This window comes from Micromonospora sp. S4605 (assembly GCF_003176715.1).
Taxonomy (GTDB): domain Bacteria; phylum Actinomycetota; class Actinomycetes; order Mycobacteriales; family Micromonosporaceae; genus Micromonospora; species Micromonospora echinaurantiaca.
This window is the reverse complement of record NZ_QGSW01000279.1, coordinates 1-21,905: the sequence shown is the minus strand read 5'-3', so window position 1 is coordinate 21,905 and position 21,905 is coordinate 1. Positions and strand designations below refer to the sequence as shown.

Genomic DNA, 21,905 nt, shown 5'->3' with positions numbered 1-21,905 from the left:
GTCGAGGCACGAGCCTAGCGCCGGCCGGCCCGGCGGCACCCCTGCGACTTTGGCAGTTCTGCGCAACGACCGGTCAGGCTTTTCCACCGGCGGCTCGGCTCGAACGGTCATGGGCCCAGGCGACCTGACCGGTTCGGATCACTCGACGGGCACCCCGCTCGGCCAGGAGGGTGATCACGACGTAGCAGACGGCGGCCGGCGACAGCCATGGGGCGCGTAGCACCACATCGGTCAGCCAGGAACTCCTGCGCGAACGGCGGACCCCGGGCAGCTTGTCGCGCAGGGCGGTGTTGCCGGCCCGGACCCGAACCAGGCGACGCACCAGGTCGCCGGTGCGCCCGGGCGCCGCCACCCGCACCGTCGCCGCCGAGACCACGAGCCGCTCCGGCTCGGTGAAGAGCGAGTCCAGGAACAGGTCGTCGGCGACCTGGTCGGGGAACTGGTCGAACCGCGCCCGCCCCGGCCGGGACAGCGCGATCAGCCCGCGGCCGTACAGGCCGCCGACAACGGCAGGCAGTCGGGAGTGGATGGCGTAGTAGGCGCGTACCGCCGGCGGACGTCCGGCCAGCTCCATCCGGCGCGCCGGCACGGCGGCGAGCGCGCCGGTGCGCTCCAACTCCCGCACCAGCAGGTCGATGCCGCCGTCGGCGAGCACCACGTCGGCGTCGAGGTAGAGGCGCGGGAAGCTCGTCGCGGCGGCGTCACCGGCGTTCAGCGCGGCGGCCTTGCCCGGCTCGGCGAGCTCGACGACGGTGACGCCGCGCCGGCGGGCCACGCCCGCGGTGTCGTCCGTGCAGCCGTTCGGCACCACGATCACCTGGGCCGGATCCGCCACGACGGCGTTGCGCAGCACGCTGTCGAGGCAACGGTCGAGGACCGTGGCCTCGTTGTGCGCGGCGATGACGATGCTGGTCAATCGATTCCCCGGACGGTCGAGGTGCGAACGATGCGGGTCGGGTGGGTGAACCGCCACACCGCCCCGCTGAGGCCCACGAAGAGGGCCAGGCTGATGGCGAAGGTCGTGTAGTAGAGCGAGTCGAAGGTGCCGCCGACCACCACGGCGACCACCTGGGCGGAGACGAGTGCCACGCAGAGGTGGCGGTCCTCCTCACGGGTGGCCCGGCGCAGCGCGATCACGGCCAACGCGACGCTGACCACGTGCACCGCGAGCAGCGCGGCCACCCCGACGACGCCGCCGGTCACCAGCGTGTAGAGCCACTGGTTGTCCAGGATGGTGTCGCGTACCGGGTCGGCGAGCAGCGTCCGGGGCCCCCGGCCCAGCCAGGGCCGCTGGTCGAAGAAGTGCCCCACCAGCTCGTAGTCGTTCGTCCGGCCCTCGATGCTGGGGTCGACCCCGACGTTCAGGAACATCGCCTTGAGGGTGCCCAGCACGCCCGGCTTGAGGAACATGATCGCCATCACCGCGCCGGCGGCGAGGAACATGAACGTGTAGCGCAGCCGCCAGGACCAGATCGGCACCATCACGATCAGGGCGAGCCCGAGCGCCACGATGCCGGTACGGGAGATCGACATCGGGTTCGCCACCGCCGCGAGCATCGCGCAGGCCGCGGCCGACCACCGGTGCCACCGCTTCGGCGCGAACCGGGCCACGTGGATGGCGAACGGCACCATCATCGCCATGACCGCGCTGTACTCGATGTAGTGGACGGTGGTTCCCGCCACCCGGAACTGGCCCTCGTCACCGCGCTGGCCGAAGCCGGCCAGACCGCCCTTGACCTCCAGACCCGGGACCACCAGGTGCGCCGAGACGTCGTACTTGAAGACCGCCTGGATGATGCCGACGATCGCCATGAAGCCGGTGCACCACACGGCCACCCGGAGCACCCGGTTGAGCCGGTCCCAGTTGCGGATCCCGTCGGCGGCGATCAGCGCCACGCCGAGGAACTCGAACAGTTGCAGCATCGCGAAGTCCTGCGCGTTCGCCTCCTGCGTGGGCAGGCCGCGCAACAGTCCGGCGAGGTAGGACAGGAGGTTGGCGACCAGGTAGACGCAGAGCACCCACCGGATCGGCTGCGGCCCCATCAGCAGCAGCGTCGGGTTCAGCCGGGCCAGGCACCACCAGGCGAAGAGCAGCAACGCCACCAGGAGCGCGGGGCGGCCGGCGTAGGTCAGGTTGGGCACGATCAGCGTGCCCGGCAGCACGTAGAGCAGGACGATGGTGAGGCCGAGCAGTGTCGAGACGTCCAACCGGGACCGGTGGCGACGGATGCCGTACGTGCCGTCGGCCAGGAGCGACGGCTCGAGGTCGACGGGGTGGTACCCGACCGCGGTCGCGGTCACGGCCGCTCTGTCCTGCCTCCACGCGGCCAGGTGTTGGAGTGGGAGACCGGCAGCACGACTGTCGCGTCGGCCGACGCCGAGGCCGGGCGGCGGGGATCGGCGTCGGTCCGCAGGGGACGCTCGGCGCCGGGGTGCTCCCGCCGGGGCGGCTGGCCGACCCGGTCACCGGCCGCCGCCTGCGGCTGCTGCGGCGGCACCCGCGGCGCGACCGCCCCGACCGCCGGTCCGGAGCCCACCCGCGCCGCCGTCCCGGCCTGGTTGAGCTGGCCGTCGAACGACGCCGAGGACCCGGGCGCGGAGTTTCCGCCGGCGGGCCGGACAGCACCCTCCCCGGCGGCCGGCGGCGGCTCGGTGGCGGCGTCCGCACGGCGGCGGGCCCGCCGCCGCAGCAGGGCGTCCGCGGCGATCGTCACCCCGGCGGTGAGCAGCAGCCCGGCACCGAGCGCCACCACCATCACCCGCATCAGCTTGGAGTTCTGCACCTCGACCTCGGTGCCGTCGTCGAGCGCGAGCGTCGTGATCAGGTCGCTCTCGGCCACCTGCAGCGAGGCCTGCCGTTCGGCGACCGCCTCCTTGATCAGCGTGAGCATCCGCTGGGCGGTGGCCGTCGCCTGCTCCGGCGAGCTACCCACCGCCTCGATCTCGAACAGCGGCACCCGGTCCACGGTGACGGTGACGTTGTCGGAGAGCCCGTCCGCCACCATCTGCTTCAGCACTGACTGTCTGGTCACATCGATCATCGCGGCGTTGCCCAGCGCCGCGTAACCGAGGTCGAACCAGGGATTCTTGATCGGCTTCTGCCGGCCGTCCGGTCCGGTGACGACCGGCGGCGGGATCAGTTGGATGTGGGCCTTCGCGCTGTAGTCCGGCGGCACGGTCTGACTCGCCACGCCGACCAGGACCAGGGCGATGATCAGCAGCGGCAGGGAGATGCGCCAGCGCCGGAAGAGCAGCTTGGTCATGTCCCAGAGGTCCACTACATCCCCTTGCCGAGGTTCGGGTGAGAAACGAGGGCGCGCCGCGGGTGACACGTGGCGAGACCGGACGTGGGCCGATGCCACGAGCCGAGGCAAGTGTCGCCGTGCCGGCGACACCTTGGCAAGAAAGACAAGCACAACCGGGCGATAGTTCGATCCAGGGCGAGGGATGACATTGCTGACTTACTGAGCGGTCAGTCGTCAGGTTGACAGGCGGCTCAGTACCAACGGGGGATGTTCCGGGTCCCGGATTCCACGATCGTGACGGAGCGACCACCGGTCCCCGTCGCCGTGAGCGGCGACGGCACTGTGGACCGTTGCTGCGGCGCCGGCCGCTGGTCGCCGGAGGGAGCGTCCATGGCAGTGGAACAGGCGCGGGCGGGCCGGCAGGCGAGGGCCACCAACACCAGGCAGGCGCGACGACCACACGTGGCCATCGCCGTGGTCAACCTGCCGGTGGAGAAGGACCGGCGGGTGATCCGGGAATGCCTCGCCCTGGAGAGCGCCGGCTACCGGGTCACGGTCATCTGCCCCCGAGGTGAACGGCGGCTGCGTCACCTGCCCGGCAGCCGGGACACCGCGATCCGGTCGTTCCGCCAGCCGTTCGCCGGCGACGGCGTGCTCTCCTTCGCCGCGGAGTTCGCCTGGGCGTTCCTCTGGGTGGCCTGGCACCTGGCCGTGCTGGTGCTCCGGCACCGGGTGGTCGCCGCGCAGGTCTGCAACCCGCCGGACGTGTTCTGGCCGCTGGCCATGGTGATGCGGGCGACCGGCCGGGGCTGGATCTTCGACCACCACGATCTCAGCCCGGAGCTGTACGCCTGCAAGACCGCCACGCCACGCCCCGTCGTCACCCGGCTGCTGACCTGGTTCGAGCGGCTCTCCATGCGGTTCGCCAGCGAGGTGGTGAGCACCAACGAGTCGTACCGGCAGATCGCGCTCACCCGCGGCAGGTGCCGGCCCGAACGGGTGACGATCGTCCGCAACGGGCCCGCCGCCGGCGAGATCGCCGCCCCCACCAGCGCCGACGCCGCCGGTGACCGGCGGATCGTCTACGTCGGAGTGATCAACGAGCAGGATCACGTGGATCGGGCGGTCCTGGCCGCCGAGCGGCTCACCGCCCGGCGCGGCCGCGACGGCTGGGAGCTGGTCATCGCCGGCGACGGCGAGTGCCTGCCCGTGCTGCGGGCCATGGTCGACGAGCGAGGGCTCGGCGACGTGGTCCGGTTCACCGGTTGGCTTCAGGCTCCGGAGGTCGACGCGCTGCTGCGCGGCGCCACCCTCGGCATCCAGCCGGACGTCTTCAGCGACATGACGAACCTGTCCACCATGGCCAAGACGGTGGAGTACATGGCCCGTGGCCTGCCGGTGGTCGCGGTCGACCTGCTGGAGACCCGCCGCACGGCCGGTGACGCCGGTCGCTACGTCCCCACCGGCAGCGCGGACGAGTTCGCCGAGGCGCTCGACGAGCTGCTCGACGACCAGAGCCGGTTGGCCCGGATGCGGGCGGTCGCGCGAGAGCGGTTCACCTCGGTGCTGGCCTGGGAGCACCAGGCCGCCGCGTACCTCGACGCCTGGCGCCGGGTGGTGCCGCTGCCGGTCGCCACGGCGGCCGCCCAGCCCGCCGACCGGGCGGTGCCCGTCGCCTCTCCCCGCCACTCGTCTTGATCGGCGCGGCGAAGCGGGCCGGGCGAAACCGGCTCCGGCGGCTCGGTCAGGCGCGGGAACTGCGGCGGCGCACTCCCCCACCGCTGCGGTACGACCCGAGCCACCGCGGACCGGGCCTCGTCTACTACCTCAGCCCCGACGACAACAAGCCCAGCGGCGGCATCCGCAACCTCTACCGCCACGTGGACCTGCTCAACGAGTCGGGGGTGCCCGCCGCCGTGCTGCACTCCCGGCAAGGCTTCCGGGCCGACTGGTTCGCCAACCGGACCCGGGTCGCCGCCGCCGGGGAGGTGACGCTCGGCCCGGGTGACCTCCTGGTGGTGCCCGAGTACTTCGGCCCGGGACTGCACCGGCTGCCGGCGCCCGCCCGGAAACTGATCTTCAACCAGAACGCCTACCACACCTTCGCCGAGGTGCCGTTCGACGGCACCCCGGCCGGCGCCCCCTACCGGAACTGTCCCGGCATCGAGGCGCTGCTCACCGTCTCCCGGGACAACGCCGCCCTGCTCCGGCACGCCTTCGGCGACCTCGACGTGCACCTGACCCGGGTGGTGGTCGACGAGCGGGTCTTCCACCCGCCGGCCAGCCCGGCCGGGCGGCGGATCGGCCACATGCCCCGCCGCCGCGCCGCCGAGCAGGAGCAACTGCTGCACATCCTGCGCGCCCGCGGCGTCCTGGCCGGGTGGGAGCTCGTGCCGATCGACGGGCTGACCGAGGCGCAGACCGCCGAGGCGCTGCGCGGCTGCCCGGTCTTCCTCAGCTTCAGCGAACGTGAGGGCTTCGGCCTCCCGCCGGCCGAGGCGATGGCGAGCGGCGCGTACGTCGTCGGGTTCACCGGCCTGGGCGGGCGGGACTTCTTCGACCCCCGGTACTGTGCGCCGGTCGCCGAGGGCGACCTGCTGGGCTTCGCCGTCGCCGTCGAGCGCGCACTACGCCGCTACGAGGAGGACCCGGCAGCCGTCGTCGCGGCCGGCCGGGCGGCAGCCGAGCGGATCCACTCGGCGTACCACCCGGACGGGCTGCGCGCCGATCTCACCGCCGTCTACCGGACCTACCGCAGCCCCGCGGTGCCCGCCTGATCCCGCCGACCGCACGAGGAGCGCACCGCACGTGGCCACCGCCCCGGTATCCGGAACCGACGACGTCGTCGCGGTCGTCGTCGTCACCTACCAGAGCGCCGCCGTCGTGCCGGGTCTGCTGGACTCCCTCGGTCCAGGCCTCGCCGGCCTGCGCTGGCACCTGACGGTGGCCGACAACGCCTCGTCCGACGGCACCGTCGACACGGTCCGGCGGCTGCTGCCCGCGGCACGGATCGTGCAGACCGGCCGCAACGCCGGCTACGCGGCCGGCATCAACGCGGCCGTCGCCGCCGCGGATCCGTTCACCGCGGTCCTCATCCTCAACCCGGATGTCCGGCTCGCGCCGGGCTGCGGCCGGGTCCTGCTCGACCTGTTGCACCGCGGCGGTGACGGCATCGTCGTGCCGGTGGTGACCATGGCCGACGGCCAACCCGAGCACACCCTGCGACGCGAGCCCACCGTGCTGCGCGCGCTCGGTGACGCGGTGCTCGGCGCCGAACGGGCCGGCCGCTTCCGGTTGCTCGGCGAGGTGGTCACCGACCCCGCCAGCTACCGGCGCGAATCGTCGGCGGACTGGGCGGTCGGCTCCGCCATGCTCGTCGGCGGCCGCTGCTGGGCGGCGTGCGCGCCGTGGGACGAGTCCTTCTTCCTCTACTCGGAGGAGACCGACTTCGCGCTGCGGGCCCGCGACGCCGGCTTCACCACTCGGCTGGCCCCGGACGCCCGGGCCACCCACATCGGCGGCGAGTCGCGGGCGGCGCCCTGGCTGTGGCGGCTGCTCACGTTGAACAAGGTGCGCCTCTACCGGCGCCGGCACGGGCGGCTGGCCACTGCCGCGTACTGGGCGGCGATCCTGGTGCGGGAAGTCAGCCGGGCCGCCCTGGGCAGCCCGACCAGCCGGGCGGCGGTGGCCGCCCTGCTGCGCCCGGCGTCGCTGCGGGAGGTGCCCGGCCCGCCGGACGACCGGCGGGTCGCGGTCGACGCCCCGGCCTGAGCCGGCGTGCCGGCGCTGCGGACCGGGCCTCCAGCACGGCGGGCCGACCCTCGACCACGGCGGACCGCGCCTCCAGCACCGGCAGACCGTGCCTCCAGCGCGGCGGGCCGAGCCTCCGGCGCGGCGGGGCGTGCGCCGACCCGGCCCTAACGCCAGCGCTTGACCAGCCCGACCGCGCTGGCGCGGGCCCGGCCGAGCAGCCCCGGCCCGAAGACGATGTCGCGCAGGCTCTCGGGGGTGTCCTCGGCCCGGACGCTGTAGCGCGGTTGCAGCCACGCGCCGGCGCGGGCCGGCCGCCGGTCGCTGGTGAACACCCGGGTGTAGCCGGCCGCCCGCAGCCGGGACAGCACGGCCCGGTCGTACCGGCCGAGGGGGCAGGCGGCCTGGTCGACCGGCTCGCCGGTGAGCTCGGCGATCCGGTCCCGGGCGGTGTGGAACTCCTCGGTCGCCTGCTGCGGGGTGAGGCCGCGCCACGGCCGGTGCCACATGCCGTGGCTGCCTACCGGCATCCCGTGCCGCCGCAGTTCCCGGACGCCGTCGGCGCCCACGCTGCCCGGCTCGCCCAGCCGCCCGGCGATGAGGAAGAAGGTGGCGTTCGCCTGCCGTTCGAGCAGGGCGGGCAGCCCCACCTCCAGGTCCGAGGCGTTGCCGTCGTCGAAGCTGAGCCGGGCCCGCGGCCACGAGACGACCTCGTCGAGGATCGCGTGGAACCGGTCGACGGTCACCCAGTAGCGGTCCTCCCCCGGCTCCAGCTCCCGGCGCGGCCTACCGATCCCGTGGAACAGGATGTTGATCACGCGGTGGTCGGTCATGGCGCTCCTGTGCCGGGTACGACGGGGATCGAGGATCATTCAACCGGCCGCGCTGACCCGGGGCAGTCGGCCGACCGTCCGCATTCCGGCCGCCACCTGACCGGTCAGTACGCGCCGGAGCTGCGGATGACGGCGCTCAGCGTGCGGACCAGGATCGCCAGGTCCATCGTCAACGACCAGTTCTCCACGTAGGACAGGTCCAGCCGGATGGACTCCTCCCAGGACAGATCGGACCGGCCGGACACCTGCCACAGCCCGGTCAGGCCGGGCTTGACCACCAGCCGCCGCCGCATGTCCGGTGGGTAGTTGGCCACCTCCCGGGGCAGCGGCGGCCGCGGCCCGACCAGTGACATGTCCCCCCGGACCACGTTGACCAACTGCGGCAGTTCGTCCAGCGACAGCCGGCGCAGCCAACGCCCGACCGGGGTCACCCGCGGGTCGTCCCGCATCTTGAACAGCTCGCCGTCGGTCTCGTTGTGGTGCAACAGGTCCGCCAGCCGGTCCTCGGCGTCCAGGTACATCGTCCGGAACTTGTAGATGACGAAGAGGCGGCCGTTGCGGCCGACCCGCTCCTGACGGAAGATCGCCGGTCCACCGGCGTCCGGGCTCAGCCGGATCAGCAGGGTGATCGCGGCGAGCAGCGGCGCGGCGAGCACCAGCAACAGCAGCGCCGAGACCCGGTCGGTGACCGCCTTGACGAACCGCGGGCCGCCCTTGAGCCGCGGGTGCTCGACGTGCAGCATCGGCAGCCCGTCGACCGGACGGATGGTGGTGCGGTCCCCGGTCACGTCGACCAGGCTGCTGGCCACGATGAGGGCGACCTCGTCGCGTTCCAGTTGCCAGCCCAGCCGGCGCAGGGCGGCTCCGGCCATCTCGGGGCAGGACAGCACCACGACGGTGTCCGCTCCGGACCGGGCGACGGCGGAGGCCACGTCCTCGAACGTGCCGAGCACCGGTGGCAGCGGGCCGGCCGCCCGCGGCCGCAGCGGATCGGCGACTCCGTACGGCAGGCAGGCGCCGACCACCCCCAGCCCGTGGTAGCGCTCGCGGCGCAGCCTCCTGGTCATCTCGGCGACCGCCACCTCGTGCCCGACCAGGATCACCCGGTGCAGCCGGTCCCCCCGGGCCCACGACCGGTGCAGGCGCTGCCGGACGAGGTACCGCATCGCGACTCCGGCGACGGTGGTCAACGGCATCGCGACCACCACGTAGCCTCGGGCGAGCGGGAAATCGAACGCGAGCGAAACGACGGCCAGCGTGGCGATCAGCGCGAGACCGGACCGGAACACCCGTGCGTACTCGTCATTTCCGACGAATAGATAGCGTGTTTCGTACGCTCGGTTGAGGGTCAGGACGAGTATCCACGCGAATGGGAGAGTAATGGTGAGCCAGAGATGGCCGCGGTTAACCGGCTCGGCCGTTTCCTGGCCGAACCGACCAACCATGGCCGCCGCCGCCGAAACGAGTCCCACCGCCAGGTCGACCAGACACAGAGTGGCGACGTAACGGGACTGCCAGCCACCGCGACCCGGTCGGGCCGGAGCCGGCGAGATCGGCGCCAGGGCGGCGGCGGAGTCGACGACCGGGGCAACCTCCACCGAGTTCACGCAGCCTCCATCGCTCGTCGACCAGCCGTCCGCCGTGCGTCCCTCGTCGGCTTGAAATGGTGCGGTACGCGCAATGAAGCGCAGCCGGAAATGGTCGGCCCGGGAAGCGCCTGTGCGATACCGGCCAATCTGAGGATGGGTGATCCGGGCGCACTTCGCCAGAACAGTTTCGCTTTTACCGGCGCAAAGTCCAGTTGCCGACAACAGAAACCGTGCGGATCGTTGCGTGGGGCACCGACCCGGCTGGCGGCAATGGTCCGTCCAGGTGCCGGAGATCACCCTCGGGGCGCGCCCGGGCCGCACTTTCGGATGGCCGGAAAAGGATGACGGCTCGGCCGCTCGATGTCGGCGCGTGATCGCTTCGCCGACCCCCGATCGGCCGGCTGCCGGCCACGCCGGGACCAACGGCCCGGTGGACGGGACCACCGGCACTGACCCGGCGCCGCGGGTACGGGCAGACTGGAGCCGAACGAAGGAGGACGGCATGACCATCGAATCCGGTGCCCCCGTCGTGGTGGGTGTGGACGGTTCCGCCGCCGCGCTGGACGCGGTGCGGGTGGCCGCGCGGGAGGCGGAGTACCGGCAGCGTCCGCTGCGGATCGTGCACGCGTTCATCTGGCCGCTGATGAACACCCCGCTGGGACCGGTGCCGGGTGGACCGGCCGACGGCGGGCTGCGCAACCAGGCCGAGCGCTACGTCGACGAGGCGATGGCCGAGGCCGCCAAGGTCGCCCCGGAGGTACGGGTCACCGGCGCCGTGGTCGACGGCGCGGCCACTCCGGTGCTGCTGGACGAGTCCCGCGACGCCGCCCTGGTGGTGCTCGGCCACCGCGGGCTCGGCGGATTCGCCGGCCTGCTGATCGGGTCGGTCACCGTGCAGGTCTCCGCCCGGGCGCAGAGCCCGGTGCTGGTGGTCCGGGGCGAGCCGCGGGCCGACGGCCCGGTGGTGGTGGGCGTGGACGGTTCCGACCTGTCCACCGAGGCGGTCGGGTTCGCATTCGAGGAGGCGTCCCGGCGGGGTGCCCCGCTGGTCGCGGTGCACGCCTGGCTCTACCCGACGCCGGTCGGTCCGGGTGAGATCCTGCCGCTGGTCTACGACGTCGAGGCGTTCGGTGACGAGGAGGAGCGCGTGCTCGCCGAGTCGCTGGCCGGCTGGTCCGAGCGCTACCCGGACGTGCCGGTGCAGCGCCGGCTGGTGCGGGGTTCACCGGCCCGGGCGCTGATCGAGGAGTCCAGGACCGCGCAACTGGTGGTCGTCGGGGCGTACGGCCGGGGTGCGCTGACCGGGTTGCTGCTCGGGTCGGTCAGCCACGCGGTGCTGCACCACGCGCACTCGCCGCTGGCGATCGTGCGACGGCGGCGTACCGCCGACGGGTCCTGATCCCTCGCGCGCCCGCGCCGGCCGGTCCCCCGGCCGGCGCGGCGGCGCGCCCGGCGGCGGGTACGGGGAAACCTCGACCGGCCGCGGGCCGCGCCCGGACAATGACCTGATCGAGGACCTGGAGGGCAGATGAACCGACCTGTCGTGGTGGGAGTGGACGGCTCCCCGTCGAGCCTGGTGGCGGCGGAGCACGCCGCGCAGGCGGCGGTGGGCCGGGGTCGGCCGCTGCACCTGGTGCACGGCTACCTGCACCCGCTCGGATACGGCGTGCCGCTCAACCCGTACGACGTGGGCATCCCGGCACCGACCGAGGAGGCGCAGAAGATGTTGGCGCAGACCGCCACCGATCTGGTCGGGCGCTGGCCGGGGCTGACCGTCGAGGCACGCCAGGTCGCCGGCGGGCCGGGGGCCACGCTGGTCGAGGAGTCGAAGCGGGCGGAACTGGTGGTGGTGGGCAGCCGGGGCCACGGCGGTTTCGCCGGACTGCTGCTCGGCTCGGTCGGCAGCCAGGTCGCCGCGCACGCGCACTGCCCGGTGCTGGTGGTCCGGCCCGCCGAGCAGCCGGTGCCGACCACCGGGCCGGTGCTGGTGGGGGTGGACGGATCCGAGTCGGCGGAGCTGGCCGTCGGGTACGCCGCCGACGAGGCGGCCCGCCGGCAGGCCGGCCTGGTGCTGGTGCACGTCGCGCCGGACGGGGACCCCACCGCGCCGCCGGAGCTGGGCGACCTGCTGGCCACCGCCGCCGCAGCGGTGCGCGGCAGCCATCCCGGAGTGGCCGTCGAGGAACGTGTGCTGCGCGCGGCCGGCCCTGGGCAGGCCCTGATCGACGCGAGCCGGGACGCCGCCCTGGTGGTGGTCGGCTCGCGGGGCCGCGGCGGGTTCACCGGCATGCTGCTCGGGTCGGTCAGCCAGGCCGTGGTGCAGCATGCGCACTGTCCGGTGCTGGTCGCCCACCCCTACGGCCACGCCCGCTGACCGAGGCACGGCACCCCGGGACCACACCGCCCCTGACGGCGTGGCCTCGGGGGGTACGTGGTTGTCGGTCAGCCGTCGGCTCGGCCGAGCAGGTCCTCGAAGCTGGTGGTGAGGGCAAACGGGTCGGCCGGGCCGGTGGAGACCGGCCGCCGGTGGATCTGTTCGGCCAGTTCGGCGGCGGCCCGGTCGATCCGGCGCCGCAGCGCCCCGTCGGCCGCGCCGCCGGACCAGTCCTCCGGAGCGGCGAAGACCGCCGTCGGCACCACCACCGCGTGCAGGTACGCGAACAGCGGCCGGAGCGCGTGCTCCAGGGCGAGCGAGTGCCGGGCCGTGCCACCGGTCGCGGCGACCAGCACCGGCCGGTCGGCCAGGGCCTCGGCGTCGACCAGGTCGAAGAACGACTTGAACAACCCGTTGTACGACGCGTTGAAGATCGGCGTGACGGCGATCAGCCCGTCCGCCCCGGTGACCGTGTCCAGTGTCGCCCGCAGCGACTCCGACGGGAAGCCGGTGAGCAGGTGGTTCACCACGTCGTGGGCGTGCTCGCGCAGGTCGACCGGGTGCACGTCGACGGCCTCTCCCCGCCCGGCCAGCGCGTCGCGGGTGGCCGCGGCGAGCTGGTCGGCGAGGAGCCGGGTCGACGACGGCTGGCTGAGGCCGGCCGAGACGACGGCGAGGGTGCGACGGTTCATCGGGCCGCCCCGGGGGCCTTGCCGGTGACGTCGTCCACGGCGTGCACCGTGCCATCCTTGGCGCCGCCCGCCGCGGCGACCAGCGAGGCGTGCGTGGGCGCCTCCGGCACGTGCGCCGGACGCAGCGTGTCGAACTCCTTGCGCAGCACCGGGACCACCTCCTCGCCGAGGATGTCGAGCTGCTCCAGCACCGTCTTCAGCGGCAGGCCGGCGTGGTCGATCAGGAACAGCTGCCGCTGGTAGTCCCCGACGTAGTCGCGGAAGCCGAGGGTCCGGTCGATGACCTGCTGCGGGCTGCCCACGGTCAGCGGGGTCTGCGCGGTGAACTCCTCCAGCGACGGGCCGTGCCCGTAGACCGGCGCGTTGTCGAAGTACGGCCGGAACTCGCGGACCGCGTCCTGGGAGTTGCGGCGCATGAACACCTGCCCGCCGAGCCCGACGATGGCCTGGTCGGCGGAGCCGTGGCCGTAGTGCTCGAAGCGCTGCCGGTAGAGCCCGACCATCCGCTGGGTGTGCTCCTTGGGCCAGAAGATGTGGTTGGCGAAGAAGCCGTCCCCGTAGTAGGCGGCCTGCTCGGCGATCTCGGGGCTGCGGATCGAGCCGTGCCAGACGAACGGCGGCACGCCGTCGAGCGGGCGCGGCGTCGCGGTGAACGACTGCAACGGGGTGCGGAACCGGCCCTTCCAGTCCACCACGTCCTCGCGCCAGAGCCGGCGCAGCAGGTCGTAGTTCTCGATCGCGAGCGGGATGCCGTTGCGGATGTCCTGCCCGAACCACGGGTAGACCGGGCCGGTGTTGCCGCGACCCATCATCAGGTCCACCCGGCCGTCGGCCAGGTGCTGCAGCATCGCGTAGTCCTCGGCGATCTTCACCGGGTCGTTGGTGGTGATCAGGGTGGTGGCGGTGGAGAGCAGTAGCCGGGACGTCCGGGCCGCGATGTAGCCCATCATGGTGGTGGGCGACGAGGGAACGAACGGCGGGTTGTGGTGCTCGCCGGTGGCGAAGACGTCGAGGCCGACCTCCTCGGCCTTGAGCGCGATGGTCACCATCGCCTTGATCCGCTCATGCTCGGTCGGCTCCCGACCGTTGGTCGGGTCGACCGTGACGTCGCCGACGGTGAAGACTCCGAACTGCATGACCAGCTCCTCGCGTTGTCCGCCGGGGCCGGCGTGGCACCCGGACGCACCCCACAACATATTTGACGAGTCAACTATTCCGCCGGCGGTGGGGTCGGCGGTGGCGGGCGTCACGTCGGCCCACGCCTCGGAGCCTCGTCAGCGCTTCCCAGGTACCTGACGGAAGATGTCAGCCTTGCCCGGCAGGATGACCCGCATGAGCGAACGCGCCACGGGCGGCTTCACGCTGGACAGCTGGAACGAGGAACCGTACGACGAGGCCGGCGGCGGCACGCTCGCCGAGGCCCGGATCACCAAGTCGTTCACCGGTGACCTGGTCGGCACGAGCGTCACCCGGATCCTGATGTGCCGCACGCCGGTCGAGTCCTCCGCCGCGTACGTGGGGTTCGAGCGGTTCACCGGCACCCTGGCCGGGCGCCGGGGCAGCTTCGTGCTGCACCACACCGCGGGCAGCGACACCGAGACCGGGTCGCGGCTGTCCTGGACGGTGGTGCCCGACTCGGCCACCGACGAGCTGCGCGGTCTGCGCGGCGGCGGGCAGATCGTGGTCGGCCCGGACGGCGGCCACACCTACCAGCTGGACTACCTGCTCGACTGACACCCACCGGTGCGAGCGGTGGCTGACCGCGCCGGCGGTCAGCCACCGGCGACCGAGGGCAGCACCTGCACCTCGGCCGCGTCGGGCACCGGGGCGTCCAGCCCGCCGAGGTGCCGGCAGTCCTCCCCGTCGACGTAGACGTTGACGTAGCGGCGCAGCTCGCCCCGCTCGTCGCGGATCCGTCGGGCCAACCGGGGCCAGGAGCCGGCCAGGTCGTCGAGGACGGCCCGCAGGGTGCCCGACGCGGCCACGGTCAGCCGGCTCGCGCCCCCGGCCTCGCCGCGCAGCGGGCCGGGCACCAGCACGGTGACCACGTCACACCTCCGCGGCCCGGACGCAGAGCACGTCGGGCAGGTGCGCGGCCACCCGGGACCAGGAGTCGCCCTCGTCGCGGCTGGCGTAGACCTCGCCGGAGCGGGTGCCGAAGTAGACGCCGCCGGGGGTGGCGTCGTCGGCGCACATCGCGTCGCGCAGCACCGCCGGATAGAACGGCCCCTCCGGCAGGCCGGTGCTCGCCGGCTGCCAGGTGGCGCCGGCGTCGGACGAGCGGAAGACCCGGCAGCGCCGGTCGGCCGGGAAGCGCTCGCTGTCGGCGGCGAGCGGGAAGGTGAAGACCGAGTCGGGGCGGCCCGGCAGGCTCACGATCGGGAAGCCGAAGTCGCTGGGCAGGCCGTCGGCGATCGACGACCAGGTGCGCCCGTCGTCGTCGGAGCGGTAGACGCCGTGGTGGTTCTGCGCGTAGAGCCGGTCGGGGCTGCCGGCGTCCCGGGCGACCTTGTGCACGCACTGCCCGAACTCGGGCCACTCGTCGGGCAGGAAGTAGGCCCGGATGCCCGTGTTGCCCGGCGCCCAGCTGGCACCGCCGTCGGTCGACCGGTAGACACCGCCGGTGGACATCGCCACCAGGAGCCGGTCGGCGTCGCCGGGATGCGGCAGCACGGTGTGCACCGCCTGGCCGCCGAAGCCCGCGCCCCACTGCTCGCGGTGCGGGTGCTCCCAGAGCGCGCGGACCAGCTGGTAGCTGATCCCGCCGTCGTCGGAGCGGAACAGCGCGGACGGTTCGGTGCCGGCCCAGACGACGTCGGGCTGGTCGGCGCCGGCCGGGGTGAGCTGCCAGACCCGGCCCAGGGTGGCTCCGGTGTCGGCCGGGAAGGCCACCGGTGCCTCGTCCGGCTCGTGCCAGGAGGCGCCGAGGTCGTCGCTGGTGGCGACGCTGGGGCCGAAGTGCGAGCTGGTGGTGCCGGCCAGCAGCCGGGGCGTGGCCCGCCGGGTGTCGATGGCGACCGCGTAGACGCCGGTCATCGGAAAGTGCGGGCCGCTCACCTCCCAGCTGCGCCGGTCGTCCGTGCTGGTGGCGAGGAACAGCCCCTTCGCCGTCCCGATTGCGAGCAGTGTGGCCATCGCCCCTGTCCTCCGTCTCTCGGCGAGCGCGTGCGGCGTGATTATCACCACACCCACCGACAGAACCGCCAGAGCGCGCCGCGGCCGGGCTTCGCCGGGTTCAGCGGCGGGTGCGCGGCACGTGCCGGCGGTAGGCGCTCACCGTCGGGTCGCCGGCGATCCAGAACCGCCACGGCACGTCGTGCGCGCCGGTGACCCCGACCCGCGGCCCCGCGGCCACCGCGTCGGCCGGCACCGGGGCGTCGCCCGGGCGCAGCCGGACCGGCCCGTCACCGAGCAGGTGGGTGCCGTAGGCCGAGCGGTCGATGCCGAGCGCCGCGCAGAGCCGGGCCGGCCCGCGGGCCAGGTCGACGTCCCGGCGTACGGCGGGGCGCCGGGCCCGGGCCACCGCCAGCCCGTCGACCACCTCGCCGGCGCGCAGCAGCACGGCGGCCGCCTCTCCCGCCGGCCCGGTGACCACGTTCACGCACCAGTGCATGCCGTAGGTGAAGTAGACGTAGGCGTGCCCGGCCGGGCCGAACATGACCGCGTTGCGCGGGGTTCGCCCGCGATGGGCGTGCGAGGCGGGGTCGCCGGCGGTCCCCGCGTACGCCTCGACCTCGGTGATCCGGACGGTCACCCCGCCAGCGGTCAGCCGGCAGCCGAGCAGCCCGCGGGCCGCCGGCAGCACCGGGCCGGCGAGCAGATCGGCGAGATCGGCGAGATCGGCGAGCCCGGCCGACTCGGCCCGGCCGGCCGGCTCGGCGAGGCCCGCCGGCCGTCGGTCGGAGTGCGCCATCACGGGTCCGACCCTATCCGGCCGTCCCGCCGGCCGCCCGGGCCGCTGCCTGGCCCCGGCTCGCCCTGGGGCGCCGTCCACCCCGGCTCGCCCTGGGGCGCCGTCCACCCCGGCTCGCCCTCGGGCGCCGTCCACCCCGGCTCGCCCTCGGGCGCCGTCCACCCCGGCTCAGCCTGGGGCGCTGTCCACCCCGGCTCGCCTTGCGGCGCTCTGTCCATCCCGGCGGATTAAATAAGATGTTGAAAACGGGTCGTTGATGTGATGGGGTCGGGGCATGACCGAGGACGTCTTCACCGCACCCGACGCCGGCCGCGCCCGCGCGGAGCGCACCTACGCCGCCCTGCACCGGATCGCCGAGCGGCACGCCGACACCGAGGCTCGCCGCCGGCGGCACACCAACCCGTACCTGCCGGATCCGTACGAGGCGATCGCGCTGGTGACCGCGTTGGCGGCCGGCGGCGCCGAGCCGGAGCCCGGCGAGGAGCCGGTCGACGACGGCGACCTCACCGCGGCGCTCACCCTGCTCCCGCACCTGCGCGCCGAGGTCGACGCGTTGGAGGCCGGCCTGCTGGCGCTGGCCCGCGGCCGTGGCCTGACCTGGCAGGCGATCGCGTACGGCCTCGGCCTCGGCAGCGCCCAGGCGGCGAAACAACGATTCGAACGCGTCTCCGCCCGCACCGCCCCGACCGACTGATCGATCGTCTGCCGCTTGGCAGGGGCCGGCGATGCTCCCGGCCCTGCTGAGCAGCATCCGATCGCCGGGTCGCCGGCGGGTACGGCGGTGCGCCGGTGGTTCGGGGAGACTGGGGCAGACTGTGCCAGGGTCGATCGGCGGGAGGGGCGATGGAGCGGGCGGAGATGCTGGCGTACTGCCTGGCGAAGCCGGGTGCCTGGCTGGACCAGCCGTGGGAGGGCGACGAGGTGGTCAAGGTGGGCAGCCGGATCTTCGCGTTCCTCGGCTCGCCGGCCAACCCGCCGACGATCGGGGTGAAGTGCGGCCCGAGCCGGGAGGTGGCCGACGAGTGGCTGCACCGGCACCCCGACGACGCCCGGGTGATGCCCTACATCGGCCGGTCCGGCTGGAACACGCTGCGACTGGACGGCAGGATCGACGACGAGGAGCTGACCGAGGCGGTCGACGCGTCGTACGACGCGGTGGTGGCCAAGCTCCCGAAGCGGGAGCGGCCGACGGCCTGACCCGGGCCGGTACCGTGCCGGGCCACGCCGACCACGCCGAGCTGGGCCTTGCCGGATACGTCGGGGGGAACTGCCGCCCGGCGAGCCAGCACCGAGGCGGCAGTCCCCCGACGGGGAGTCAGCGAGGGACGACGCTCTCGGCGGCCCACTCCCGCCAGCCGGCCAGCTTGTCCGCGGCGGCGGCGAGCTGGTCGGCGACCGGCCCGGGGCCGGTGGAGCCGGGCGTGGTCCGGGCCGCGAGCGCGGAGCGGACCGAGAGCACGTCGCGCACCGACGGGTCGAGGTGCTCGCTCACCGCGGCCAGGTCGGCGTCGGAGACCTCGTCGAGCGCGCAGTCCCGGGCCACGCAGAGCGCCACCAGCCGGCCGGTGATCTCGTGCGCGTCCCGGAACGGCACGCCCCTGCGCACCAGCCAGTCGGCCACCTCGGTGGCCAGCGAGAACCCGACCGGCGCGGACGCGACCAGCCGGTCCACCCGGACCGTCATCGTGGCGATCATGCCGGCGAGCGCCGGGAGCAGCAGTTCGAGGGTGTCGACCGCGTCGAAGGCCGGCTCCTTGTCCTCCTGCATGTCCCGGTCGTAGGTCATCGGCAGGCCCTTGAGCATGGTGAGCACGCTCATCAGCCCGCCGACCAGCCGGCCGGACTTGCCCCGGGCCAGCTCGGCGATGTCCGCGTTCTTCTTCTGCGGCATGATCGACGAGCCGGTGGCGAAGGCGTCGTCCAGCTCGACCCAGCCGAACTCCTGCGAGGTCCAGAGCACCACCTCCTCGCCCAGGCGGGACAGGTGCACCCCGATCATCGCGGTGACGAAGAGGAACTCGGCGACGAAATCCCGGTCGGCCACGGCGTCCATCGAGTTGGCGAAGGACGTGCGGAACCCCAGCTCCTTGGCGACGGCGACCGGGTCCAGCGGCAGGCCCGAGCCGGCCAGCGCACCCGCGCCGAGCGGACTGACCGCCGTGCGGTGGTCCCAGTCGCGCAGCCGCTGCAGATCCCGCAGCAGCGGCTGGACGTGCGCGAGCAGCCAGTGCCCGAAGGTGACCGGCTGGGCGTGCTGCAGGTGGGTCATGCCGGGGGCGGCGGTGTCCACGTGCCGCTCGGCCTGCTCGACCAGCGCCTCGGCCAGTTCGACCAGCCGCGCGGCCACGCCCCGGGCGTGGTCGCGCAGGTAGAGCCGCAGGTCGGTGGCGACCTGGTCGTTGCGCGACCGGCCGGCGCGCAGCTTGCCGCCGAGGCTGCCGAGCCGCTCCAGCAGGCCGCGCTCCAGCGCGGTGTGCACGTCCTCGTCGTCGACGGTGGGGCGGAACTCCCCGGAGGCGCAGGCCGCCTCCAGGTCGTCCAGGGCGGCCAGGATCCTGCCCAGTTCCTCGGGGTCGAGCAGGCCGGCGCCGGCCAGCACCCGGGCGTGCGCCCGGGAACCGGCGAGGTCGTACGGCGCCAGCCGCCAGTCGAACTGCACGCTCACCGACAGCCGGGCCAGGGCCTCGGAGGGGCCGCCGGCGAACCGGCCGCCCCAGAGGCTGGTGCGGTTGGTGGCGGCACTGTTCTCGGTCAGGCTCTTGTCGTCCACCCCACCCATTGTGGTGCTCACGATCAGGCGCCACCCAGCCGGGCGTCCCGGGCCGCCGCCATCCTGCTCGGCAGGCCCCACAGCTGCACGAAACCCTTGGCCAGGGACTGGTCGAAGGTGTCGCCGGTGTCGTAGGTGGCCAGGCCGAAGTCGTAGAGGCTGGCCTCGGAGCGCCGGCCGGTCACGGTGGCCCGGCCGCCGTGCAGGGTCAGCCGCACCTCGCCGGAGACGTGCTGCTGGGCGTCGTCGATGAACGCGTCCAGCGACCGCTTCAGCGGCGAGAACCACAGGCCGTCGTAGACCAGCTCGCCCCAGCGCTGGTCCACGCTGCGCTTGAACCGGGCCAGGTCGCGCTCGACGGTGACCGCCTCCAGCTCCTGGTGGGCGGTGATCAGCGCGATGGCGCCCGGCGCCTCGTACACCTCGCGGCTCTTGATGCCGACCAGCCGGTCCTCGACCATGTCGAGCCGGCCGACGCCCTGGGCGCCGGCGCGCCGGTTGAGCTCCAGGATCGCCTGGTACGGGGTGACCGTCTCGCCGTCCACGGCGACCGGCACGCCGGCGTCGAAGGTGATCACGACCTCGTCGGGGTCGCGCTCCTGGGCCGGGTCCGAGGTGTACGAGTAGAGGTCCTCGATGGGGCCGTTCCAGATGTCCTCGAGGAAGCCGGTCTCCACCGCGCGGCCCCACAGGTTCTGGTCGATCGAGTACGGCGACTTCGCCGACACGTCGATCGGCAGGCCCTTCTCCTCGGCGAAGGCGATCGCCTTGTCCCGGGTCCAGGCGAAGTCCCGGGCCGGCGCGATGATCTTCAGGTCGGGCGCGAGCGCGCCCAGACCGACCTCGAAGCGGACCTGGTCGTTGCCCTTGCCGGTGCAGCCGTGCGACACGATCGTGCCGCCGTACTTCTTCGCGGCCGTGACCAGGTGCTTGACGATCAGCGGCCGGGACAGCGCGGAGACCAGCGGGTAGCGGTCCATGTAGAGGGCGTTGGCCCGGATCGCCGGCAGGCAGTACTCGGCGGCGAACTCGTCGCGCGCGTCGATCACCTCGGACTCCACGGCGCCGCAGTCCAGCGCGCGCTGCCGGATGACGTCGAGGTCCTCGCCGCCCTGCCCGACGTCGACCGCCACCGCGATCACCTCGGCGCCGGTCTGCTCGGCCAGGTACGGGATGGCGACGGAGGTGTCCAGCCCTCCGGAATACGCCAGGACGACCCGCTCGGTCATGGTGTGGTGCTCCCTTCAACGTTCTCTTCCCGGCGGGCCCAGCCGGCGAGCTTCTCGCCGAGCGCGGCCCCGCCGACGGCCTCGCGGGCCACGACGAGGATGGTGTCGTCGCCGGCGATGGTGCCGACGACCTCGGGCAGGCCCGCTCGGTCCAATGCGCTGGCCAGGTAGTGCGCCGCGCCCGGCGGGGTGCGCAGCACGGCGATGTTGCCGCTGGAGTCGACCCCGTTGAGCAGCTCGCGCAGCAGCCGCACCAGCCGGGCCGGAGCGGCCTCGGCCTCGCGCAGCGGCCGCTGGCCGTCCTCGGGGATCAGGTAGACGGCCCGCCCGTCGCCGCCGCGGACCGTGACCGCCCCCAGCTCCTTCAGGTCCCGGGAGAGGGTGGCCTGGGTGACCTGGATGCCGTCGCCGGCGAGCAGGTCGGCCAGTTCGGTCTGCGAGTGGATCGCCTTGTCGCGGATCAACTCGACGATGCGGCCGTGCCGGGCGGCGCGGGTCAGCGGGGCGGTCATCGGTTCTCCCTGGTCGCGGTGGCGCCCGGCGCCGCCGCGTCCGGTGCCGCGGCCGCGGCCTGGAGGAGGAACGTGAGCAGCGCCTTCTGGGCGTGCAGCCGATTCTCCGCCTGGTCGAAGACGGCGCTGCACGGGCCGTCGAGCACCTCGTCGGTGATCTCCTCGCCCCGGTGCGCGGGCAGGCAGTGCAGCACGATCGCGTCCGGCGCGGCCTGGCCGAGCAGCTCGGCGTTGACCTGGTACGGCCGGAACGGGGTGATCCGGTCCAGCCCGTCGTCCTCCTGGCCCATCGAGGTCCAGGTGTCGGTGGCCACCACGTCGGCGCCCTTGACCGCCTCGGCCGGGTCGGTCAGCACGTTCACCGAACCGCCGGTGCCGGCGGCGATCTCGGCGGCCCGCGCGACCACCGCCGGGTCGGGGGCGAAGCCGGCCGGGCCGGCCACCCGTACGTGCATCCCGGCGGTCGTCCCGGCCAGCAGGTACGAGTGGGCCATGTTGTTGGCCCCGTCGCCGAGGTACGCCAGGGTGCGCCCGGCGGTGCCACCGCACCGCTCCCGGACGGTGAGCAGGTCGGCCAGGAGCTGGCAGGGGTGGAAGCCGTCGGTGAGCGCATTGACCACCGGCACGCTCGCCCCCGCCGCCACCTCGGCGATCCGGTCGTCGCCGTGGGTACGCAGCACGATCGCCGCGACGTAGCGGGACAGCACCCGCCCGGCGTCGGCCAGGGTCTCGCCCCGGCCGAAGTGGGTGACCTGGGTGTCCACCACCAGCGGGTGGCCGCCCAGCTCGGCGATGCCGGCGTCGAAGGAGATCCGGGTGCGCAGGCTCTGCTTGTCGAACAGCACCGCCACCGACCGCGGCCCGGCCAGCGGCCGGTGGGCGAACCGGTCCGCCTTCATCCGCGCGGCCAGGTCCAGCACCGCCGACTGCTCGGCGGGGGTCAGGTCGTCGTCGCGCAGGAAGTGCCGGGGGCTCATGGGGTGGTCTCCGGGGTGTTC

Annotated in this window: 22 protein-coding genes; 8 read left to right on the top strand and 14 right to left on the bottom strand. The window is 73.7% G+C overall.

Going from position 1 to position 21,905, the window contains the following annotated elements:
- Positions 1 to 73: 73 nt before the first annotated feature.
- From DLJ47_RS25100 to DLJ47_RS25090, 3 genes are read right to left on the bottom strand one after another with little or no spacing between them, the layout of a single operon-like run.
- Positions 74 to 916, bottom strand: coding sequence for a glycosyltransferase (locus tag DLJ47_RS25100; protein ID WP_109903380.1), 843 nt, complete (start codon positions 914 to 916; stop codon positions 74 to 76).
- On the bottom strand, positions 913 to 2,301 hold the full coding sequence (locus DLJ47_RS25095) for an O-antigen ligase family protein (RefSeq protein WP_109903378.1): 1,389 nt from the start codon (positions 2,299 to 2,301) through the stop codon (positions 913 to 915). Before DLJ47_RS25095 ends, DLJ47_RS25100 begins: the two co-directional genes overlap by 4 nt.
- On the bottom strand, positions 2,298 to 3,278 hold the full coding sequence (locus DLJ47_RS25090) for a hypothetical protein (protein WP_109903376.1): 981 nt from the start codon (positions 3,276 to 3,278) through the stop codon (positions 2,298 to 2,300). Before DLJ47_RS25090 ends, DLJ47_RS25095 begins: the two co-directional genes overlap by 4 nt.
- A 357-nt stretch (positions 3,279 to 3,635) precedes the next feature.
- Here DLJ47_RS25090 and DLJ47_RS25085 point away from each other — a divergent pair, with 357 nt between their 5' ends.
- Genes DLJ47_RS25085 through DLJ47_RS25075 form a run of 3 tightly spaced genes read left to right on the top strand, consistent with a single transcriptional unit; the run spans position 3,636 to position 7,016 of the window.
- Entirely contained in the window at positions 3,636 to 4,943 is a 1,308-nt protein-coding gene (locus DLJ47_RS25085; RefSeq protein WP_158289894.1) for a glycosyltransferase family 4 protein, read from the top strand.
- On the top strand, positions 4,940 to 6,022 hold the full coding sequence (locus DLJ47_RS25080) for a hypothetical protein (RefSeq protein ID WP_109903372.1): 1,083 nt from the start codon (positions 4,940 to 4,942) through the stop codon (positions 6,020 to 6,022). The genes DLJ47_RS25085 and DLJ47_RS25080 overlap by 4 nt, the downstream gene beginning before the upstream one ends.
- A gap of 31 nt (positions 6,023 to 6,053) precedes the next feature.
- Positions 6,054 to 7,016 (top strand): glycosyltransferase, encoded by a 963-nt coding sequence (locus DLJ47_RS25075; RefSeq protein ID WP_109903370.1) that lies wholly within the window; start codon positions 6,054 to 6,056, stop codon positions 7,014 to 7,016.
- 146 nt (positions 7,017 to 7,162) lie between these two features.
- Here DLJ47_RS25075 and DLJ47_RS25070 read toward each other — a convergent pair whose 3' ends face one another.
- A complete protein-coding gene (locus DLJ47_RS25070) occupies positions 7,163 to 7,828 on the bottom strand; it encodes a polysaccharide deacetylase family protein (protein WP_109903368.1) in 666 nt (221 codons plus the stop codon).
- A gap of 104 nt (positions 7,829 to 7,932) precedes the next feature.
- Positions 7,933 to 9,300, bottom strand: coding sequence for a sugar transferase (locus tag DLJ47_RS25065; protein WP_342447647.1), 1,368 nt, complete (start codon positions 9,298 to 9,300; stop codon positions 7,933 to 7,935).
- A gap of 619 nt (positions 9,301 to 9,919) precedes the next feature.
- Here DLJ47_RS25065 and DLJ47_RS25060 point away from each other — a divergent pair.
- Positions 9,920 to 10,816 carry a universal stress protein gene (locus DLJ47_RS25060; protein ID WP_109903366.1) on the top strand — a complete coding sequence of 299 codons (897 nt, stop codon included), beginning with the start codon at positions 9,920 to 9,922 and terminating at the stop codon, positions 10,814 to 10,816.
- Between the two features lie 129 nt (positions 10,817 to 10,945).
- Complete coding sequence (locus DLJ47_RS25055) at positions 10,946 to 11,791, top strand: universal stress protein (RefSeq protein WP_109903364.1); 846 nt, start codon at positions 10,946 to 10,948, stop codon at positions 11,789 to 11,791.
- A gap of 68 nt (positions 11,792 to 11,859) precedes the next feature.
- On the opposite strand, the gene DLJ47_RS25050 is transcribed toward DLJ47_RS25055, so the two are convergent.
- Both DLJ47_RS25050 and DLJ47_RS25045 read right to left on the bottom strand, forming a co-directional pair.
- Positions 11,860 to 12,483, bottom strand: a complete 624-nt coding sequence (locus DLJ47_RS25050) for an FMN reductase (protein ID WP_109903362.1) — start codon at positions 12,481 to 12,483, stop codon at positions 11,860 to 11,862.
- Positions 12,480 to 13,619, bottom strand: a complete 1,140-nt coding sequence (locus DLJ47_RS25045; protein ID WP_109903360.1) for an LLM class flavin-dependent oxidoreductase — start codon at positions 13,617 to 13,619, stop codon at positions 12,480 to 12,482. The genes DLJ47_RS25050 and DLJ47_RS25045 overlap by 4 nt, the downstream gene beginning before the upstream one ends.
- Before the next feature lie 196 nt (positions 13,620 to 13,815).
- On the opposite strand from DLJ47_RS25045, the gene DLJ47_RS25040 reads away from it, so the two are divergent.
- The gene (locus tag DLJ47_RS25040) at positions 13,816 to 14,217 is read left to right on the top strand and encodes a DUF3224 domain-containing protein (protein WP_109903392.1); all 402 of its coding nucleotides are present in this window, start codon (positions 13,816 to 13,818) and stop codon (positions 14,215 to 14,217) included.
- Positions 14,218 to 14,255: 38 nt separating this feature from the next.
- Here the strand turns inward: DLJ47_RS25040 and DLJ47_RS25035 are convergent, their stop codons facing one another.
- From DLJ47_RS25035 to DLJ47_RS25025, 3 genes are all read right to left on the bottom strand, one after another.
- Complete coding sequence (locus tag DLJ47_RS25035; protein ID WP_109903358.1) at positions 14,256 to 14,531, bottom strand: MoaD/ThiS family protein; 276 nt, start codon at positions 14,529 to 14,531, stop codon at positions 14,256 to 14,258.
- Position 14,532: 1 nt separating this feature from the next.
- Positions 14,533 to 15,618, bottom strand: a complete 1,086-nt coding sequence (locus DLJ47_RS25030) for a WD40/YVTN/BNR-like repeat-containing protein (protein WP_109903356.1) — start codon at positions 15,616 to 15,618, stop codon at positions 14,533 to 14,535.
- A gap of 100 nt (positions 15,619 to 15,718) precedes the next feature.
- Complete coding sequence (locus tag DLJ47_RS25025; RefSeq protein ID WP_109903354.1) at positions 15,719 to 16,396, bottom strand: DNA-3-methyladenine glycosylase; 678 nt, start codon at positions 16,394 to 16,396, stop codon at positions 15,719 to 15,721.
- Positions 16,397 to 16,670: 274 nt separating this feature from the next.
- On the opposite strand from DLJ47_RS25025, the gene DLJ47_RS25015 reads away from it, so the two are divergent.
- Both DLJ47_RS25015 and DLJ47_RS25010 read left to right on the top strand, forming a co-directional pair.
- Positions 16,671 to 17,090, top strand: a complete 420-nt coding sequence (locus DLJ47_RS25015) for a DNA-binding protein (protein WP_109903352.1) — start codon at positions 16,671 to 16,673, stop codon at positions 17,088 to 17,090.
- A 149-nt stretch (positions 17,091 to 17,239) separates the two neighbouring features.
- Entirely contained in the window at positions 17,240 to 17,593 is a 354-nt protein-coding gene (locus tag DLJ47_RS25010; RefSeq protein ID WP_109903350.1) for an MmcQ/YjbR family DNA-binding protein, read from the top strand.
- Between the two features lie 118 nt (positions 17,594 to 17,711).
- Here DLJ47_RS25010 and argH read toward each other — a convergent pair whose 3' ends face one another.
- From argH to argF, 4 genes are read right to left on the bottom strand one after another with little or no spacing between them, the layout of a single operon-like run.
- Positions 17,712 to 19,175, bottom strand: coding sequence for an argininosuccinate lyase (argH, locus tag DLJ47_RS25005; protein ID WP_109903390.1), 1,464 nt, complete (start codon positions 19,173 to 19,175; stop codon positions 17,712 to 17,714).
- 14 nt (positions 19,176 to 19,189) lie between these two features.
- Entirely contained in the window at positions 19,190 to 20,395 is a 1,206-nt protein-coding gene (locus DLJ47_RS25000) for an argininosuccinate synthase (protein WP_109903348.1), read from the bottom strand.
- Positions 20,392 to 20,907 (bottom strand): arginine repressor, encoded by a 516-nt coding sequence (locus tag DLJ47_RS24995; protein WP_109903346.1) that lies wholly within the window; start codon positions 20,905 to 20,907, stop codon positions 20,392 to 20,394. Before DLJ47_RS24995 ends, DLJ47_RS25000 begins: the two co-directional genes overlap by 4 nt.
- On the bottom strand, positions 20,904 to 21,884 hold the full coding sequence (gene argF, locus DLJ47_RS24990; RefSeq protein WP_109903344.1) for an ornithine carbamoyltransferase: 981 nt from the start codon (positions 21,882 to 21,884) through the stop codon (positions 20,904 to 20,906). Before argF ends, DLJ47_RS24995 begins: the two co-directional genes overlap by 4 nt.
- Positions 21,885 to 21,905: the final 21 nt, after the last annotated feature.

Bases quoted from the DNA above. Each gene is read 5' to 3' on its own strand.
- DLJ47_RS25085 (WP_158289894.1), top strand. From the start codon at position 3,636: ATGGCAGTGGAACAGGCGCGGGCGGGCCGGCAGGCGAGGGCCACCAAC.
- DLJ47_RS25070 (WP_109903368.1), bottom strand. From the start codon at position 7,828: ATGACCGACCACCGCGTGATCAACATCCTGTTCCACGGGATCGGTAGG.
- DLJ47_RS25060 (WP_109903366.1), top strand. From the start codon at position 9,920: ATGACCATCGAATCCGGTGCCCCCGTCGTGGTGGGTGTGGACGGTTCC.
- DLJ47_RS25055 (WP_109903364.1), top strand. From the start codon at position 10,946: ATGAACCGACCTGTCGTGGTGGGAGTGGACGGCTCCCCGTCGAGCCTG.
- DLJ47_RS25050 (WP_109903362.1), bottom strand. From the start codon at position 12,483: ATGAACCGTCGCACCCTCGCCGTCGTCTCGGCCGGCCTCAGCCAGCCG.
- DLJ47_RS25045 (WP_109903360.1), bottom strand. From the start codon at position 13,619: ATGCAGTTCGGAGTCTTCACCGTCGGCGACGTCACGGTCGACCCGACC.
- DLJ47_RS25040 (WP_109903392.1), top strand. From the start codon at position 13,816: ATGAGCGAACGCGCCACGGGCGGCTTCACGCTGGACAGCTGGAACGAG.
- DLJ47_RS25030 (WP_109903356.1), bottom strand. From the start codon at position 15,618: ATGGCCACACTGCTCGCAATCGGGACGGCGAAGGGGCTGTTCCTCGCC.
- DLJ47_RS25025 (WP_109903354.1), bottom strand. From the start codon at position 16,396: ATGGCGCACTCCGACCGACGGCCGGCGGGCCTCGCCGAGCCGGCCGGC.
- DLJ47_RS25015 (WP_109903352.1), top strand. From the start codon at position 16,671: ATGACCGAGGACGTCTTCACCGCACCCGACGCCGGCCGCGCCCGCGCG.
- DLJ47_RS25010 (WP_109903350.1), top strand. From the start codon at position 17,240: ATGGAGCGGGCGGAGATGCTGGCGTACTGCCTGGCGAAGCCGGGTGCC.
- argH (WP_109903390.1), bottom strand. From the start codon at position 19,175: ATGGGTGGGGTGGACGACAAGAGCCTGACCGAGAACAGTGCCGCCACC.
- DLJ47_RS25000 (WP_109903348.1), bottom strand. From the start codon at position 20,395: ATGACCGAGCGGGTCGTCCTGGCGTATTCCGGAGGGCTGGACACCTCC.
- DLJ47_RS24995 (WP_109903346.1), bottom strand. From the start codon at position 20,907: ATGACCGCCCCGCTGACCCGCGCCGCCCGGCACGGCCGCATCGTCGAG.
- argF (WP_109903344.1), bottom strand. From the start codon at position 21,884: ATGAGCCCCCGGCACTTCCTGCGCGACGACGACCTGACCCCCGCCGAG.